Annotated in this window: 14 protein-coding genes; 2 read left to right on the top strand and 12 right to left on the bottom strand. The window is 72.9% G+C overall.

Annotated elements, in window-relative coordinates:
• Nucleotides 1–132 precede the first annotated feature (132 nt).
• From ACGF0J_RS04020 to ACGF0J_RS04010, 3 genes are all read right to left on the bottom strand, one after another.
• On the bottom strand, nucleotides 133–999 hold the full coding sequence (locus tag ACGF0J_RS04020) for a carbohydrate ABC transporter permease (RefSeq protein WP_393141949.1): 867 nt from the start codon (nucleotides 997–999) through the stop codon (nucleotides 133–135).
• 37 nt (nucleotides 1,000–1,036) lie between these two features.
• The gene (locus ACGF0J_RS04015; RefSeq protein ID WP_393141948.1) at nucleotides 1,037–2,278 is read right to left on the bottom strand and encodes an extracellular solute-binding protein; all 1,242 of its coding nucleotides are present in this window, start codon (nucleotides 2,276–2,278) and stop codon (nucleotides 1,037–1,039) included.
• 85 nt (nucleotides 2,279–2,363) lie between these two features.
• Nucleotides 2,364–3,536: a DegT/DnrJ/EryC1/StrS family aminotransferase gene (locus tag ACGF0J_RS04010; protein ID WP_393141947.1), complete on the bottom strand. Its 1,173-nt coding sequence runs from the start codon at nucleotides 3,534–3,536 to the stop codon at nucleotides 2,364–2,366.
• 62 nt (nucleotides 3,537–3,598) lie between these two features.
• Here ACGF0J_RS04010 and ACGF0J_RS04005 point away from each other — a divergent pair, with 62 nt between their 5' ends.
• Entirely contained in the window at nucleotides 3,599–4,804 is a 1,206-nt protein-coding gene (locus tag ACGF0J_RS04005) for a hypothetical protein (protein WP_393141946.1), read from the top strand.
• Nucleotides 4,805–4,892: 88 nt separating this feature from the next.
• Here ACGF0J_RS04005 and ACGF0J_RS04000 read toward each other — a convergent pair whose 3' ends face one another.
• The 6 genes from ACGF0J_RS04000 to ACGF0J_RS03975 form a co-directional block, all read right to left on the bottom strand.
• Nucleotides 4,893–5,948 (bottom strand): dihydrodipicolinate synthase family protein, encoded by a 1,056-nt coding sequence (locus ACGF0J_RS04000; protein WP_393141945.1) that lies wholly within the window; start codon nucleotides 5,946–5,948, stop codon nucleotides 4,893–4,895.
• Nucleotides 5,949–5,983: 35 nt separating this feature from the next.
• Nucleotides 5,984–7,000 carry an NAD-dependent epimerase/dehydratase family protein gene (locus ACGF0J_RS03995; RefSeq protein WP_393141944.1) on the bottom strand — a complete coding sequence of 339 codons (1,017 nt, stop codon included), beginning with the start codon at nucleotides 6,998–7,000 and terminating at the stop codon, nucleotides 5,984–5,986.
• A gap of 97 nt (nucleotides 7,001–7,097) precedes the next feature.
• Nucleotides 7,098–7,991, bottom strand: coding sequence for a Gfo/Idh/MocA family protein (locus ACGF0J_RS03990; RefSeq protein ID WP_393141943.1), 894 nt, complete (start codon nucleotides 7,989–7,991; stop codon nucleotides 7,098–7,100).
• 388 nt (nucleotides 7,992–8,379) lie between these two features.
• A complete protein-coding gene (locus tag ACGF0J_RS03985) occupies nucleotides 8,380–10,203 on the bottom strand; it encodes a hydantoinase B/oxoprolinase family protein (RefSeq protein ID WP_393141942.1) in 1,824 nt (607 codons plus the stop codon).
• Nucleotides 10,178–12,199, bottom strand: coding sequence for a hydantoinase/oxoprolinase family protein (locus tag ACGF0J_RS03980; RefSeq protein WP_393141941.1), 2,022 nt, complete (start codon nucleotides 12,197–12,199; stop codon nucleotides 10,178–10,180). Before ACGF0J_RS03980 ends, ACGF0J_RS03985 begins: the two co-directional genes overlap by 26 nt.
• Before the next feature lie 6 nt (nucleotides 12,200–12,205).
• Nucleotides 12,206–12,580 (bottom strand): hypothetical protein, encoded by a 375-nt coding sequence (locus ACGF0J_RS03975; protein ID WP_393141940.1) that lies wholly within the window; start codon nucleotides 12,578–12,580, stop codon nucleotides 12,206–12,208.
• Nucleotides 12,581–12,654: 74 nt separating this feature from the next.
• Here ACGF0J_RS03975 and ACGF0J_RS03970 point away from each other — a divergent pair, with 74 nt between their 5' ends.
• Nucleotides 12,655–13,296: a thymidine kinase gene (locus ACGF0J_RS03970; RefSeq protein ID WP_245898981.1), complete on the top strand. Its 642-nt coding sequence runs from the start codon at nucleotides 12,655–12,657 to the stop codon at nucleotides 13,294–13,296.
• 12 nt (nucleotides 13,297–13,308) lie between these two features.
• On the opposite strand, the gene ACGF0J_RS03965 is transcribed toward ACGF0J_RS03970, so the two are convergent.
• The 3 genes from ACGF0J_RS03965 to ACGF0J_RS03955 form a co-directional block, all read right to left on the bottom strand.
• A complete protein-coding gene (locus tag ACGF0J_RS03965) occupies nucleotides 13,309–14,460 on the bottom strand; it encodes a hypothetical protein (RefSeq protein ID WP_393141939.1) in 1,152 nt (383 codons plus the stop codon).
• Between the two features lie 99 nt (nucleotides 14,461–14,559).
• On the bottom strand, nucleotides 14,560–15,456 hold the full coding sequence (locus ACGF0J_RS03960) for a hypothetical protein (protein WP_393141938.1): 897 nt from the start codon (nucleotides 15,454–15,456) through the stop codon (nucleotides 14,560–14,562).
• A gap of 100 nt (nucleotides 15,457–15,556) precedes the next feature.
• Complete coding sequence (locus ACGF0J_RS03955) at nucleotides 15,557–16,207, bottom strand: carbon monoxide dehydrogenase subunit G (protein ID WP_393141937.1); 651 nt, start codon at nucleotides 16,205–16,207, stop codon at nucleotides 15,557–15,559.
• Nucleotides 16,208–16,328 lie beyond the last annotated feature (121 nt).

The raw sequence follows: 16,328 nt of genomic DNA, 5'->3' as shown, positions 1-16,328 counted from the left end.
GCGCCGGGGCGGGCGTCCGGCCCCCCCGCCCCGCCCCCGCCGTCGGGCGCGGGGCGGCCCCGGGGGGGGGGGGGGGGGCCCCGGGCGGCCGGGCGCGGGCGCCCCGCGACAGCGGCCTCGATGCGGTCAGCGTCATGAGTTCCCCCGGTCGAGAAAGCGGCGCTGGACCAGCGACACGAGGAGCACGATGGCGAACAGCACCATCCCCCAGGTGGCCGCGTAGCCGAAGTCGAACGATCGGAAGCCGTGCTCGTAGATGCCGTAGATGAGCGTGTACGTGGCGCGCGCCGGGCCGCCGCCGGTCATCACGTAGATGGTGTCGAACGTCTGGAAGGCGCTGATCGTCTCGATCACCAGCACGAAGAACAGGGTCGGCTTGAGCAGGGGCAGGGTGATCCGGCGGAACCGCTGCCAGGCGCTCGCCCCGTCGACCGTGGCCGCCTCCAGGTAGGAGCCGGGGATCGACTTCAGCCCGGCCAGCAGGATCAGCATCGAGTAGCCGAACCCCTTCCACACCGACACCACGGCCAGCGCGGGCAGCACCAGCGCCGACTGTTCCAGGAACGCCACCGGGCCGAGGTCGGCCTTGGCCAGCAGGCCGTTGATCAGGCCGTCGAACTCGTAGATCCAGCGCCAGATGATGCCCGCGAGCACGAAGCTGGTCACGTACGGCAGGAAGAGCATGCCGCGGAACAGCCCGCGCAGGAACACCACCTGGTTGAGCAGCAGTGCCGTGCCGAGCGCCACGAGCACGGTGAGCGGCACGTAGACCGCCGCGTACACGAGCGTGACCCGCAGGCTGGTCCAGAAGTTCGTGTCGTCGAGCAGCCGGGCGTAGTTGTCGGCGCCGACGAAGCTCCACTCTCCTCCGATGTTCCAGTTGGTCAGACTCATGCCCGCCGCGCCGAGCGTGGGGAAGATCCTGAAGATCAGGAAGAGCACGAGCATGGGCAGCACGAACAGCAGCCCGGTGACCGGGTCACGCAAGCGATGGCGCACGGTGTTCCTCTCCGTTCCCGTCTGTCCCGGCTGCCGGTCAGCCGCCGCTGCTCAGCAGCGTGTCGGCCTCCTTGGCGGCGGCGTCGAGGGCCGTCTTGGCGTCCTCCTTGCCGAGCAGGGCCGCCTGGATGTGCGGGGCGAGGGCGCTCATGACCTGGCGGGCCTTCGGGTGGGTGTCACCGGGGAAGGCGTACTGCAGCGACTTGGCGAACTCCTTGGCCTCGGCCGACTGCTCGGGCACGGTCACGTCGGTGCGGGCGGGGAAGAAGCCCGACTCCTTGGCGAGCGCCCCGGTCACCTCGGGGGAGGCGAGGTGGGCGGCGAACTTCTTGGCCGCCTCCTTGTTCGGGGAGTGCTTGGCGAGCACCACCCCGCCGGGGATGCCGAACGCCACGCGTTTGGCGCCTTCCAGCGGGAGGCCGACGCCGACGTTCTCGGCTCCGATGGCGGCGCCGAGCTGGACCGCCTGCCCCGCGGTCGCGGCGTGGTACATCGCGGTCTTGCCGGCGGCCAGCGCGCCGCCCTCGATGTCGTTGCCCTTGCTCGCGGTGTTCTCCGGCAGGCCGCCGGCCGCCTTCAGGTCCAGCAGCAGTTGCAGGCTGGCGACGCCCTCGGGGCCGTTGAAGGCGACGCGCTTGCCGTCGGGGGCGAAGACCGTGCCGCCGTTGGCCCACAGCAGCGGGTAGAAGCTCTGGTTGAGGCTGACCTCGGGCTTGCCGGGGTAGTCGAGGACCGCGACCTTCTTGGCGGCCAGCTTGGGCGCGGCCTCCTTCAGCTCGGCCAGCGTCTCGGGCGCCTTGTCCAGGCCCGCCTCGGCGAACAGCTTCTTGTTGTAGATCGGCGCGGTGATCGTCTGGTAGATCGGCACGCCGTACAGCTTGCCGTCCACGGTGAGGGCGCTCAGCGAGCTGGGCAGGTAGGCGGCCTTGGCCGGGGCCACCACGTCGTCGACCGGTTCGACCGTGCCCTGCTGGGCGTACTGGGGGATCTGGTCGGGGCCGAGGACCACCAGGTCGAAGCCCTTTCTGGAGATGAGGGCCGTGGTCACCTTCTCCTGGCGGCCCTCCCAGGGCTGCTGGTCGATCTTGACGTCGATCGCGGGGTTCCGCGTCTCGAAGTCCTTCTCGACCTTGGCCCAGAACGCCTGGCTCTTGGCCTGGTCGCCGATCACCGGGTACATCCAGAGGGTCACGGTGCTCTTGTCCGAGCCGCTGGATCCGCACCCGGCTGCCGTGACGCCCAGGGCGGCGGCGATGCCGACTGCCGCTATCTTCCTCATGGCGGCTTCCTTTCGACTAATACCGGTCCTGACCGAAATCTAGTAAGGGCGCTCGGTCGGGTCAACGCCTGAGATCTGAACGTGACTACGGGCGGGACAGCAGCCGGATGATCTCCCGGGCCACGGCCTCGACGTGCTCGGTGGTGTAGCGCTCGTTCCAGTCGATCACCACCAGCGTCTCGGCCACCAGCCGTTCCGCCTCGGGGCAGGCCGCCGGGGTGTAGCCCTCCAGCGGGTAGCGGGAGCCGCCGTAGACGGGCGCGGCCCAGACGGGCGCCCGGTTCAGGGGCTCGGCCAGATACCCGGCCCGGGCCGGAATCCCGACCGCCGCCAGGCCGGCGGCCAGCTCCGGCGCTCCCCCGCCGGGCAGCACGAGGGGGAACAGCCACCAGGCGTGGCCGCCGGGCCGCGGCAGCCGCACCCCCGGCACGCCCCGCAGCGCGTCCAGCAGCAGGGCCGCGGTCCGCCGCCGGGCGCGCACCACCGCGGGCAGCTTGGCGAGCTGGGCCCGCGCCACGGCGGCCTGCAGCTCGGTCATGCGGTAGTTGAGGCCGAAGGCGGCGTGCGAGCGCCCGGCCGCGCGGTCCCAGCCCTTGTCCGCGAACAGCCGCATCCGCCTGGCCAGCTCGTCGTCATCGGTGATCACGATGCCGCCGTCGCCGCAGGTGATGTGCTTCCACTGCTGGAGGCTGAGGCAGCCGACGTCCCCCACGGTCCCCGCCAGGCGGGGCGGGCCGTCGGCGCCGGGCGGGGCGGGCAGTTCGGTGAGCCAGGCCTGCGCGCAGTCCTCGATCAGCGCCAGACCGTGCGCGTCGGCGAGCGCGCGCAGCTCGTCGATCCGAGCCGGCGCGCCGAACAGATGCACCGCCATGATCGCCCGGGTGCGCGGCCCGATCAGCGGGGCGACCGCGGCCGGGTCGAGATTGCCGTCGCCGGCGTCGACGTCGGCGAAGACAGGGACCGCGTTCTGCGCCAAGATGGGGGCCACAGTCCCGAAGTCCGTGATCGGCGTCGTGATGATCTCGTCTCCGGGGTCCGGCGCGGCCGCCACGACCGACAGATGGAGGGCCGCGGTGCCCGAGCTGCACGAGATCGCGTGGCGCACGCCGTACATCCGGGCGATCTCCGCCTCCAGCAGCCTGGCTTCGGTGCCCCAGACGGAGTTGAGCATGCCCGAACGGATGACCCGCTCGGCCGCGGCGACCTCCTCGTCGCCGAGGGTGCGGCCCGCCGCCTCTGCCATGGACGGGAACTTCACCGGGACACCTCACAAGGGTATGATTGCGGTCTTGACCGAAATGAGTCACGAGGGAGACGCGGGTGGGAATCGTCATCGGGGTCGTCGGCCCGCACGATCTGGTCGACGACGTCGCGGCCACGTGCGAGGACCAGCCGGGCGTCACCGCGCTGCGGCTGGACTACGACCACGAGTCGCAGGCGCCCGCGATCGTCGAGGCGCACGCCCCGTCCGTCGAAGGGTGGCTGTTCACCGGCATCGTCCCCCACATGCTGGCCCGTGACGCCGACGTGCTGACCCGTCCGGCCGCGTTCGTCGACTACACCGGCGCCACCCTGCTCAGCGCCCTGGTCCGGCTCCAGCACCAGGGACACGACGTCACCCGGCTGTCCATCGACACGCTGTCGGCGGCCGACGTGACGGCGACGTTCGCCGAGGCGGGCCTGCCGACCGGCTCGCTGCGCACGCTCCCCTACCGGCCGGAGATGACCTCCGAGCGGGCCGTCGCCTTCCACCGGCGTGACCCCGGCCACCCGGTGATCACGTGTCTCAGCAGCGTGCACGAGGCGTTGCGGGAGGAGATGCAGGTGCTGCGGCTGGTGCCCTCGGTCCACTCGGTCCGGGTGGCGTTGCGCCAGCTCCTGCTGACGGCCGAGGGCCAGGCCCAGGAGGACGCGCAGATCGCGCTCGGGCTGATCGAGGTGGCCAACGAGGAGGGCCTGCTGCGCGAGGCCACCGCGCTGGGCGGCACCCTCGCGGCCTTCCGCGGCGGCACGCACCTGCTGGTGACCACCCGGGGCCCGCTGCACGACGCCACCGGCGGCTTCACCTGCCTGCCGATGCTGGCGCGGCTGGCCGGGCAGAACGAGGTGGTCCGCATCGGCTTCGGCCTCGGGCGCAGCGCCGCCGAGGCGGAGAGCCTGGCCCGCCGCGCGCTGGCCAGGGCCCGTCGCATCGGCGAGGTGGCCGCGGTGCTGTCGCTGCGGGCCGACACGGACATCGTGCTGGAGTCGGCGCCCGCCGCCCCCGCCGCCGAGCACAACCTGCCGGTCATCGCCCGCCGGGTCGGCCTGTCGGTGCCCACATTGGAGAAACTCCTGGAGGCCCGGGCCGCCGCCGGTGATACACCGCTGACCACCCGGGAGATCGCCGACCGCCTCGCGGTGCAGCAGCGCACCGCCCGCCGCATGCTGCACCGGCTGGAGCTGGCCGGGCTGGCCGAGCGCACCGGCAACCTCACCAGCGGCTCCAGCGGCCGGCCGCTCACGCTCTACCGGCTCACCCTGTGACCCGCCGGGCCGTGCGCTCCGGGATCCGGACCGCGCGTCCCGGGCGCCGCCGGGCTGCCCGGGCCTTCCGGGCGTCCGCGACGGCATGTCAGGACAGCCAGCGGTCCAGGCCGTCGGCGACGAAGTCGTCGTCGCGCAGCCACGGGTAGGCGGCCCAGATCCGGTCGAGCTCCGCGAGCTGTCCGGGCGAGAGCTCCTCCGCGGGGTCCAGGCACCAGCGGCCGGCCAGCAGGCCCTGCCGGCGCAGCACCTCGTGGATGCCCGGGATGCAGCCGTGGAAGCCGTTGGCGGTGTCGAAGATGGCGGCGTTCGCGTCGGTGAGGTGGCCGTCCAGGGTGAGCAGCCGCCGCACCGCCGAGTCGTCGCCGGCCCGGGCGAGCTTGGCCTCCTCCAGCAGCTCGACGGCCCGCCGCACCCAGACCGCCCACTGCCCGAGCAGCCCGCCGACGAACTCGATGTCCACCTCCCGCCCGTCCACCACCACGCGGTGCGTGGTGATGAGGTCGGCGAGGATGTGGTCGTCGTTGCCGGTGTAGAGGGCGACGTCACCGGCCCGGCCGGCCCGAACGACGCCGTGCAGGACGTCGAGCGTCCGGTAGCGGTCGAACGGCGCGACCTTGACGCCCACCACCGACTCGATCGCGGCCAGGCGGGTCCAGAAGTCGCGGGACAGGGTCCGCCCGCCGACCGCCGGCTGCAGGTAGAAGCCGATCACCGGCAGCACCTCGCCGACCGCCCTGGCCCGCTCGATCAGACCGTCCTCGTCCAGCTCGCGGTACGGGCTGAGCAGCACCATGTGGTAGCCGAGCGACCTGGCCAGCTCGGCCTCCGCCACCGCCTGCGCGGTCGGGCCGGTGGCCCCGGCGACCAGCACCACCTCGCGGCCCGCCTCGCCGGCCGTGCGGGCGGCCAGCTCCAGCACGGGAGCCAGCAGGCCGGTGCCGTGGATGGCGAACTGGGTGGTGTGCACGCCCACCGCCAGGCCGCCCGCGCCCGCCTCGACGTAGTAGCGGGTCAGCGCCCGCTGGCGGCGCTCGTCCAGCTTGCGGTCCTCGGTCAGGGCCAGCGGGTGCGCCGGGATGACGAGGCCGCGCCGGAACAGGTGACGTACGGACGTCTGCGCCTCTGGAGCCGTGCTGAGCACGTGGGATCCCCCTTCGTGACGAATGGTGCCTGCGGTCAGAAACGGCCGTCGCGGCGCTCGAACTTGGTCGGCTTGCCGAGCAGCGGCCCGCCCTGGGCGACCCAGCGGGCGGTGTGCTCGATCAGCTCGGCGGGCGTGATCTCGGGGTAGCCGAACAACCGGTGGCAGCGGGCGGCGTTCGACAGCAGCGCCGTGGGCGCCTCCTCACCGGTGAACACCGGCTCCTTACCGAGGGCCGCGCCCAGCGCCAGCGCCGCCTGCCGCACGGAGATCAGTTCGGGCCCGGTGACGTTGAGCACGTACGGCGGGACGCCGGCGAGCAGCAGGGACCGGAGCGTGACCTCGTTGGCGTAGCCCTGCCAGACGACGTTCACCTGGCCGGTGGTCAGATCGACGGGCTGTCCGGCGAGGATCTTCTGGGCGAGGTCCACGAGCACGCCGTACCTGAGCTCGACGGCGTAGTTGAGCCGGATCAGCGCCAGGCGGGTGCCGTAGGTCTCGGCGAAGTGCGACAGCACCCGCTCGCGGCCGAGGCAGCTCATCGCGTAGTCGCCGACGGGGCCGGCGGCGGAGTCCTCGGTGCTGCCGCCGCTGGTCACGGGGACGAGCGGGTAGACGTTGCCGGTGGACAGGGCGGCGATCCTGCTGTCGCGGAACCGGTCGGCGACCCGGCCCGGCAGGTAGGCGTTGGTGAACCAGGTGGCGTGCTCGCGTCCGGCGGTGCCGAACTTGGCGCCGACGAGGAACACCACGTTCGGCGCGTCGGGCAGGCCTGCCAGCGCCCGCTCGTCGGCCACGTCGGCGCTCACCACGGTGGCGCCCTCGTCCCGCAGCGCGTCGGCGAGTCCGGCTTCGGTGAAGCGAGACACGGCGATGATCCGCCGGTCGTGCCCGCCGCGCGCCGTGGCGTTGAGTGCCAGCCGCACCAGGCTCGGCCCCAGCTTGCCGCCGGCGCCGATGATCATGATGTCGCCGTCGAGCCTGCCGAGATCGTCGACGAGCCCGGCGCCGGGTCGCGCCAGCCGCTCCTCGAGTTCCGCTGTCGTCCGCACGCGGTCTCCTCCGTACGTGATTAACGGTCCAGACCGTAACTGCGCGAGGTGGCGGCTGTCAACGGGGCCGGGCATCCCCGGGGCGCCCCCGCGCGCCTCAGCCGTTCCCGGCGCTCTCCCGCGCCGACACCAGGACGTCGAGGATGGCGCGGGTCTGCGCCCACGGCACGGGACTGGGTGCGCCGCCGACCATGTCGAGGAACGCCGCGATCGTCCCCTCGTAGCCGAGGCCCCTGACCGGGTCGTCACCACCCTCGATCACGACGGTCTCGGACGAGTCGCGCCGATGCACGGTGACGCTGTAGGACTCCTCCTCCGACACGCCGATGACCTCGACCGTGCCGGTGACGCCGTTCGCCCACCGCAACGCCATGACCCCGGTGTCCTCGGAGCGCAGGGTCCGGTAGTGCCGCCGCGCGCCGGCCGCGCCGGCCAGCCGCACGTCCGGCCCCAGCAGCGCGACCAGGAGCTCGACCCCGTGCACCCCCATGGTCACCAGGGTGCCGCCGCCCTCGCCCGGCGTGTCCTGCCAGGCGTTGTAGCCGCCGGCCCACATCCCCACGTCGTGCCGCACGGTGGCCCGCACGGCCAGCACCTCCCCCGGGTCCACCGCCGCCCCCGCGAACGCCGGCGCGAACCGCAGCACCGAGCCCGACATCACCCGGTCGTGGATCGGCAGCCGGTCGAGCCGGTCGAGCTGGTCGCGGGTCGCGGCCGCGGGCTTGTTGACGAAGCACGCCGCCCCCGTCTCCAGTACCGCGGCCAGCGCCTCGGGCACCCGCGGGTTGGGCACGGTCAGCACCACCCCGTCGGGCCCGGCCGCCAGCGCCTCGGCCAGGGACGGGACGACCACGGCGGCGGGATGCTCGGCGGTGAAGCGCCGCAACCGCTCGGGGTCAGGCTCCCAGACGACCAGCTCGGCGTGCCGGGCCAGGGTGCGTGCGTCGGTGAACGGGTGGCTGGTGGCGAGGCCGGCGAGAACGATGCGCACGGGTTTCCTCCGGGTCGGCGGCTGGTGGGGGACCCATCATGGCAGCCGCGCCCGCGCCCGCCCGGATCCGAGGCTCCCCCCGATCCGAGACCACCGGACTCGGGGCGACCCTGATCCGGGGTGACAGGGTGTGCGCGCCCGGGTACGCTAGGGATGCCGCCCATCGCAGATGGGAGTGGAAGTGAGCCCGGGTGGACTGCCGGACGACAGGAGCCCGGGCTTTGCGCTGTCCAGGCTTAGCCGATCTCCACAACCATCAGTGCTTCGTCCGCTCCCAGCGCCTCCCAGAGCTCCGGCTCGCCGTCGACCGCCAGCGCCGCCGCCCCAGCTGCGATGTCCGGTAACCAGGTCAGCGGCTCCTCGACCCCCGCGATCCACAGCGCACGTCTTACAGGTCGTCCACCTCCGCGTGAGTTCGCCCGCCCGACAGCTTCGGGTAGCCCGGGCCGCGGTCGAAGAAGCGGTCCGTGACGGGGCGCAGGCGGGCACGGAGCTCGGCGGTGCCCTGTTCGTCGATGCGGTCCCCGTCCAGCACCACCCCGTAGTCGCCGAGGGCGCCGGCGATCGAGACCTTGCCGTCGCGGACGTCGGCCGCGACCGCGCGGGGGTCACGGTCGTACGGGGAGCCCCAGCCGCCGCCGCCCGTGGTGCGGATGCGGATCAGCTCGCCCGCCTGCACCGGGTGGTCGTCGACCAGGCCCTCCATCTCCCTGCCGGCGATCTCGACGCGGAACGGACGGCCGGCCAGACCGCCGTTGACGCCCCAGCACGACAGGATGGAGCGGTCGGCGATCGACATGTACGAGGCGTCGCGCAGCATGCGGACGTGCTTGTCGTAGCCGAGCCCGCCCCGGAACATGCCCGGCCCGCCGGAGTCGCAGGCCAGCCCGAGCCGTTCGACGCGCAGCGGCCAGCGGGCCTCGGCGAACTCGACCGGGATGTTGCGCGAGTCGGGCACCACGTGGATGGTGTCCTCGCCGTCGGCGTACCAGCGGCCGCCGGAGCCGCCGCCCAGCACCTCGCGCATCAGGTACGGCAGGCCGTCGGCGTCGGTGCCGTGCACGCCGGTGTAGCGGATGGTCTCCTGGTCGGCGGGCATGCGGCCGCCGGTCGCCTTGGCCAGGACGCCCGCCAGCACGCCGAGCAGGCGCAGGATGACGAAGGTGCGCGCGTTCGTGGGCGCCGGGAAGACGGGGGTGAGCAGGGTGCCCTTCTCCGGGAACACCATGGCGATGAGGGGCACGACGCCCTCGTTGACGTCCAGCTCCGCCATCCGGGCCGGGGAGTCGGCGAGGTTGCGCAGCACGGGGGCGAGCCACTTCTTCAGGAACACCCCGTCGGCGTAGTCGCCCGCGTGGTTGATGGGCCCCTTCGCCTGCGGGGAGGTGCCGGTGAAGTCGATCGTGAGCGGCGCCCCGGCAGCGTGGTCCACCGTGAGCGTGATGCGCTGGGCGTGCAGGCGCGGCTCGTCCACGCCGTCGTGCTCGGCGTAGTCCTCCCACACGTACGTGCCCTCGGGGATCTTCGACAGCAGCTCGCGGCGGAACGTCTCGGTCGTCCGGTCGATGATCGCGTCGAAGCAGGCGACGACGGCGTCCTTGCCGTACCTGTCGAACAACTCACCGAGGCGGCGCGCCCCCATGAGGCAGGCCGAGCACTCGGCGTCGAGGTCGCCGGCCAGCGAGTCGGGCATGCGGGAGTTGCGGGTCATGATGCGCAGCGCGGCCTCGTTCGGCACGCCCCGGTCCCACAGCTTGATCGGCGGGACCATCAGCCCCTCCTCGTAGACGCTGCGGGCGTGCGAGGGCATGGAGCCGGGCACGGCCCCGCCGATGTCGTCGTGGTGGCCGAACGCCTGCACGAACGCCACCACCTCGTCGTGGAAGACGGGCACGGTGACGCACAGGTCGGGCAGGTGGCCGATGCCGCCCTCGGACAGGTAGACGTCATTGTGGAAGTAGACGTCGCCCGGCCGCATCGTCCCGATCGGGAAGTCGCGGACGATCGGCTGGACCAGCGCGCTGTAGGAGCGGCCGGTGAGCTTGCGCAGCCGCGCGTCGTGGATGCCCGCCCGGAAGTCGTGCGCGTCGCGGATCATCGGCGAGCGCGCGGTGCGCGCGATCGCCGTCTCGACCTCCCTCTCGACGGAGGCCAGCGTGCCCTCGACGATCTCGACGAGGATCGGGTCAGCCACGTGCTTCGGCCGGTCCACGGCGCACCTCCACGTTGCCGTACTCGTCCACCGTGGCGGTGAAGCCCGGGTGGACGGGGATGGTGGAGCCGTACTCCTCGATCACGGCGGGCCCGTCGACCACGGTGCCGGGACCGAGCGCGGCCCGCTGGTGGACGGGCGTCTCGCCCGCCTCCTCGAAGACGACCCGCCGGCTCGCCGGCTCCGCCTCGATCCTGGGGTACGGGTCGCGGCGGACGGCCGGCCGGCTGATCGGCCCGATGCCCGAGACGCGCAGGTTGACCCATTCGACGGCCTGCCGCGGGTCGTCGCGGTAGGCGTAGCCGTACAGCTTCTCGTGCGCGTCGTGGAAGCGGGAGAGCACCTCGGCCCGCCAGTCCTCGTCGAGGGCGCCCGCCGGAGCGGGGACGCGCACCTCGTACGCCTGGCCGTAGTAGCGCAGGTCGGCACTGCGCGCGAAGACCGGCTCGGCGAACCCCTCGCGGTCCAGCGCCTCGGCGGCCTGCCCCTCCAGCTCACCGAAGATCCGGGCCGCCGCCTGCAGGGACAGCTCGCGCGTGACGTGGGTGCGCACGTAGTCGTTCTTGACGTCCACCGTGAGCAGCCCGAACGCCGAGACGTTGCCCGGCTCGGGCGGCACGACGACGGCGGGCAGGCCGAGGATGTCGATGAGCCGGCAGGCGAGCAGCGGCCCGGACCCGCCGAACGTCACCAGCGGGAAGTCGCGCACGTCGAGCCCGCGCTTGACGGTGAGCCGGCGGATCGCGTTGGCCTGGTTGAACGCGCTGATCTCCAGGATGCCCGTCGCGGTCCGCTCGGGGGTGAGCCCGAGCTTGTCGGCGAGCGCCTGGACGCCCATGCGGGCGGCGTCGTAGTCGAGCGGGATCTCGCCGCCGAGCAGGTGGGGCGGGATGCGGCCGAGGTAGACGTGCGCGTCGGTGACGGTGACCTCGGTGCCGCCGCGGCGGTAGCAGAGCGGACCGGGGTCGGCGCCCGCTGACCTGGGGCCGACCTTGAGCGTGCCCTCGGGCGAGATCCACGCGACGGACCCGCCGCCCGCGCCGACGGTCACCAGGTCGATCATCGGGATCTTGCACGGGTAGCGGCCGACGGAGCCCTCGGTGGTGATGGACGGCTCCCCGTCGATCACCACGGCGACGTCCGTGGAGGTGCCGCCGCCGTCCAGCGTGATCACCGACGGGTGCCCGGCCGTGGCGGCGATGAGCGCCGCGCCGAGCGCTCCGGCGGCCGGACCGGACAGGACCGTGGTGATCGGCTGATGAGCGACCTCGCGGGCCGACAGGATGCCGCCGTTGGACTTCATCACCGAGAACGGCATGCCGAGCCGGGCGGAGACGTCGGCGAGGTAGCGGCGCATGGCCGGCTTGACCGCGGCGTCCACGAGCGTGGTGACGGACCGCTCGTACTCGCGGTACTCGCGCAGCACGTCGCTGGAGATGGAGACCACGGCCTCCGGATGCTCGCGGGCCAGCACGTCGCGCATGCGGCGCTCGTGCGCGGGGTTGGCGTAGGAGTGCAGGAAGCACACGCCGATCGTGGTGACGCCCCGGGACCGGTACCAGCGGGCCACCTCGACGGCCTGTTCCTCGGCGAACGGCCACACCTCGGCGCCGAGGTGGTCGAGCCGACCGCCGACGGTCCGCACCAGGTGGACGGGGACGATGCGCGGCGGCTTGACCCAGAAGTAGGAGTTGCCGTAGCCGTCGGGCACGCTCTGCCTGGCGATCTCCAGGACGAACTCGAACCCCTCGGTCGTGATGAACCCGAGGCCGGCGATCCGCTCCTCAAGGAGCTGGTTGGTCGCCACCGTGGTGCCGTGCACGACGGCGCTCACGTCCAGCTCCCCCAGCTTGGCGATGCCCGCGGCGAACCCGTCGGCCGGGTTCGCGGGCGTGGAGGGGGTCTTCGTGGTGACGATCTCACCGGTCTGCTCGTCCACCGCCACGACGTCGGTGAACGTCCCCCCGGTGTCGACTCCGATTCGGACGCTCCGCATGGCTCCTCAGCTCCTGCGCCGGCCCAGCACTTCTTCGATGACGCGGGGCGCGTTGGCCGTGCCCACGTACGCCGCCAGGCGCACCACCATCTCCTGGGACCTGGCCAGCTCGGCCTCCACCCGGGCCTTACCCGACTGGCCGGCCTGCACCCCGAAGTAGGCGCCCATGATCGTGCCGATCACACCCGCGACCCCGGCGAACAGCGCGGCGAACTGGCCCGTGGCGAAGACCGCGGCGCCGAAGGCCACCAGGATCGCCACGATGCCCGCCAGCACGACGAAGAACCCGTAACGCCACCTGGCGGCGTCCGCCTGCGCCGCGGTGACGTCGTCGGGCTTCATCAGCTCGTCGAGGGGCCCCTGCGGATTGTCTGTGACCACACTGCCTCCTGATGCTCAGGGGAGAAATCTCCCATGAGGTCAGGGATTGCGCCAAGCCACTAAGCTGGCGGCCCGTGACTGTGGTGTCTGCTCTGTCTCCCGTGCCGCGTGGCTCCCGCGATGCCGTGCTGAAGTTCTACTTCGGCCCCATGGACTGCGGGAAGTCCACCCTCGCCCTGCAGATGAACTACAACCACAGCCGTCAGGGCCGGCGCGGGCTGGTGCTGACCAAGCACGACCGGTCGGGCGGCGCCCGGGTCACCAGCCGGATCGGGCTCGGGCTGGAGGCGGTCGAGGTCGTCGACTCGCTCGACCTGGTGGAGCTGGTCACCGGACACGCCGGGCTCGACTACGTGATCTGCGACGAGGCGTGCTTCTACTCCGTCGAACAGATCGAGCAGCTCGCCGACCTGGTGGACGAGCACGGGATCGACGTCTACGCCTTCGGGCTGGCCTCCGACTTCAGGTCCGTGATGTTCCCGGCGGCGCAGCGGCTGTTCGAGCTGGCCGACGAGGTGTGCCGGCTGCAGGTGGAGGTGCTGTGCTGGTGCGGACGGCCGGGGCTGCTGAACGGGCGGATCGTCGGCGGGGAGCTGGTGCGCACCGGCGAGCAGGTGGTGATCGGCGACACCGACGACTCGCCCGTGCGCTACCAGGTGCTGTGCCGCCGCCACCACCGCGCCGGCCTCCTCGGCGAGGGCACGCTTCCCGCCTGACGGTCACGCGGCTCAGGGACGCCTGAACCCGGTGATCTCGCGGCCCCCGATGGTGGTCGGCCGGCTGGCGTCGGCCATCCGGTACCAGGCGAGCGCTCCCGCGGCCGCCGCCGGCGCGAGCTGCGCGCAGGACAGGACCACCGAGGCCAGCCGGGTGCCGAGGAACTCGGTGACGGGGCGCAGGGCCGGGTTGAACCGGGCCGCGATCCCGGCGGCCGTGATGGCCGCCAGGCTGACGCCGGAGAACGCCAGCGCGATGAGGTGGATGCGGTCCAGGTCCCGCACCGTGTCGGACAGCGCGGCGGACAGGCGGCGCAGCCTCTCGGTCAGGTGGTTGCCCGCGGCGATGAACTCGACCAGCCTCAGGTCGGCGGAGTCCTTGGCGAGCCCGGCCCAGGACGCGGCGATGGCCTCCCGCACGGCCCGGGTGTCGTGTCCGAAGATCTCCGCGCACTCGTAGGCGATGCGGTCCCAAGTCGCGATCGCGCGGTCGAGGTCCTCGTCCGAGGGGACGACCATGGAGGCCCAGGCGAGTCCGGCGGCCGCCACCGTGTAGGAGAACGCCTTCGCGTACGTCAGGTTCCTCAGTGTGGCCTGGCTCCGCTCGGCGATCTTCGACAGCACCTGCTCCCGAGGAGCGGGCCGGTAGTTCTGCCATGCGTAGCCCCGATCCCTGGCCGCCTTGTCCAGTGCCTCATACTTCTCGAACGCCACAGTCAGCCGAGCGGCCATGCCGCCCGCCGCGACGCCCGGACTGATGATGCGCGACCACGGGAAGGGCGGCTCGTCCCGGCCGTAACCCAGGGGCTCGTGGTAGGGCTCGGGCTCGACGGACTCCACCTGCCGGGATTCGGCCACGGCGGCGAGCACCGTACGGACGCTCTCGCTCTCGGCCGTGTGGTAGCCGTCCTCGGTCTTCTTCAACAGGTCGGCCAGGGTCATGGCCTCCTGGTCACCATGGCGGAACTCCTGCCTGAGGTCGTGCCAGGTGTTCGCGTACTCGCGCCGGGCGGGCCACTCGCACGCCGCGCCCAGGGCGAACATGCCGAGCTCGACATCATTCCCAGCGTAGTAGTTGCTGCCCAGCTCTTGCGCCGCCGTGTCCAGGCTCATCCCCGCCTTCGCGAAGCCGCCGTTCCCGAAGGCGTATCCTTCCCCAGCCATGTGATCACCCGTCGCGCGGTCAACCGTCTGCCATAGATGATCACACGCTACCGGTCGGGGAAGTCCCGCTCGGACGGCGCAGCGGCCGTCGTCGCGGGGTCAGCCGGCCGCCAGCTCCTCCAGCCGGTAGGGCAGGTAGGCCGAGCCGTCCACCAGCGCCGACGCCCCGCGCCACCAGCCGAACCACTCGCCGCTGCGCCACATCCAGTCGACCCGTTCGATCGCGGACACCACGTCGCCCACGCACCGCCACGGCTCGCCGAGCTGCTCCGGGGCCGCGCCGTGACGCCGTGCCCAGTCGCGCAGGATGCCGGCCGCGCGGGGATCCACCTCGCGGGCGTACGGGTCGGGCTCCTCGCCGGGCAGCCGGTGCGGGCCGAGACCGGCGGCCACCCCCCAGCTCCACTGGGCCTCGGCCGGCCGGGAGTAGCGCAGCGACTGGAAGTCGAGGTTGGAGCCCAGCTCGTCGTCGAGCCGCCGGGTGACGACCGCGTCGAGGCGGCCCCCGGCGTCGAAGTGCACGACCAGCCGCTGTCCCGACGTGACGCCGCGAGGCAGGGCGAAGCGGTCCTCGGCCTGCCACGAGTTGAGGTCCACCTCCGCCACCGGGGCGCCCCACAGCTCGTCGGCGGCGTCGTCGGCGATCCAGGCCGCCAGCATCTCCAGCGCGGTCAGGTCGGTCCACGGCTCGATCGCCACCGCCGTGGCCAGCACCTCGTCGGGCGCGGGCAGCTTGCCGCCCCTGCCGCTCCGCCACCACTCCTGCCCGAGGTCGCGGGTGCCGACCACGAGCCCGGCGAGCGCCGCCAGCTCCGCCGAGCGTCTGGTCAGCGACGCGCCCAGCGCGAGGTCGAGGCAGCGTCCGGTGCGCTCGTCGCCCAGCACGGGGCGCGCGTCCGCCAGCAACGCCCCGGCGGTGGGGTGCTCCTCACCCAGCAGGGCCGAGACGATTCGCCTGGCCTCGGTCCTCGCGTCTTCAGCGTGTGCCTGCCGCATACAGCCACGCTACGCCGGGAGATCCTTTTGCGCGAGGGCACCCGCTCGGCGTGGTGCCCGAGGTCGGCCGGCGGGTGTGACGGCCTGGCCCGCCGCCCGGTCAGCGGCGGCCGGCCCGGCCGAACAGCCACCCGATCGCGGCCCCGGCGAGCGCGACGCCGGCCCCCATGCCGAACGAGGCGAGCATCACCCACGGCCGCGTCTCGGCGGGCCCGCGTCGCGGTCGGGGTTCTGCGGGGCGTTCGTACACGACGGGCCCGGACGCGGCCGGCGCCGGCCCGCCGGGCGCGTCCGGCGGGCGCGTGCCCGCGGTGGGGGCGCGGAGGTGGTCCTCGACGGCCGAGAAGAACTCCCCCGCCGTCCGCTTGGCCACCGAGCCGAGCATGCGCTGGCCCACCCCGCCGATCGGGCCGCCGACCACCGCGTCGGCGTCGTAGTCGACCCGGGTGCCCCCGTCCACCTCGCTGAGCCGGATCCGGACCGTCGCGTCGACCGTGCCAGGGGCGCCCTGTCCGCGCGCCAGCAGCACGAAGCGTTCGGGGGCGTGCGGCTCGGCCAGCGCCACCTCGCCCCGGTAGACGCCCTTGACGGAGGCGACCCCCGCGTTGACGGTCATCCGGTAGGTGTCGGGCCCGCTCTCCTCAAGGCGTTCGCAGCCCGGGATGGTGCGCACCAGCACCGCCGGGTCCTGCAGCGCGGCCCACACCCGATCTCTCTCGGCGCCGATCACGGCGCTCCCTGCGACCTTCACACGGCCACTCTAGAAAGGAGCGGGCTCCCGCATAACGGCAAGACCTGACAGACGGCGCGTCGGCGGGGCGGTCACCGGGTCCGTCGCGGGAGGTACCCCGATATCAGCCCACCGGCTGACG

Origin of the sequence: Nonomuraea sp. NPDC047897, assembly GCF_043204415.1 — a bacterium.
In the GTDB taxonomy this organism is placed as follows: domain Bacteria; phylum Actinomycetota; class Actinomycetes; order Streptosporangiales; family Streptosporangiaceae; genus Nonomuraea.
The sequence above is the reverse complement of the archived record's forward strand: the minus strand, read 5'-3'. Positions and strand labels throughout refer to the sequence as shown.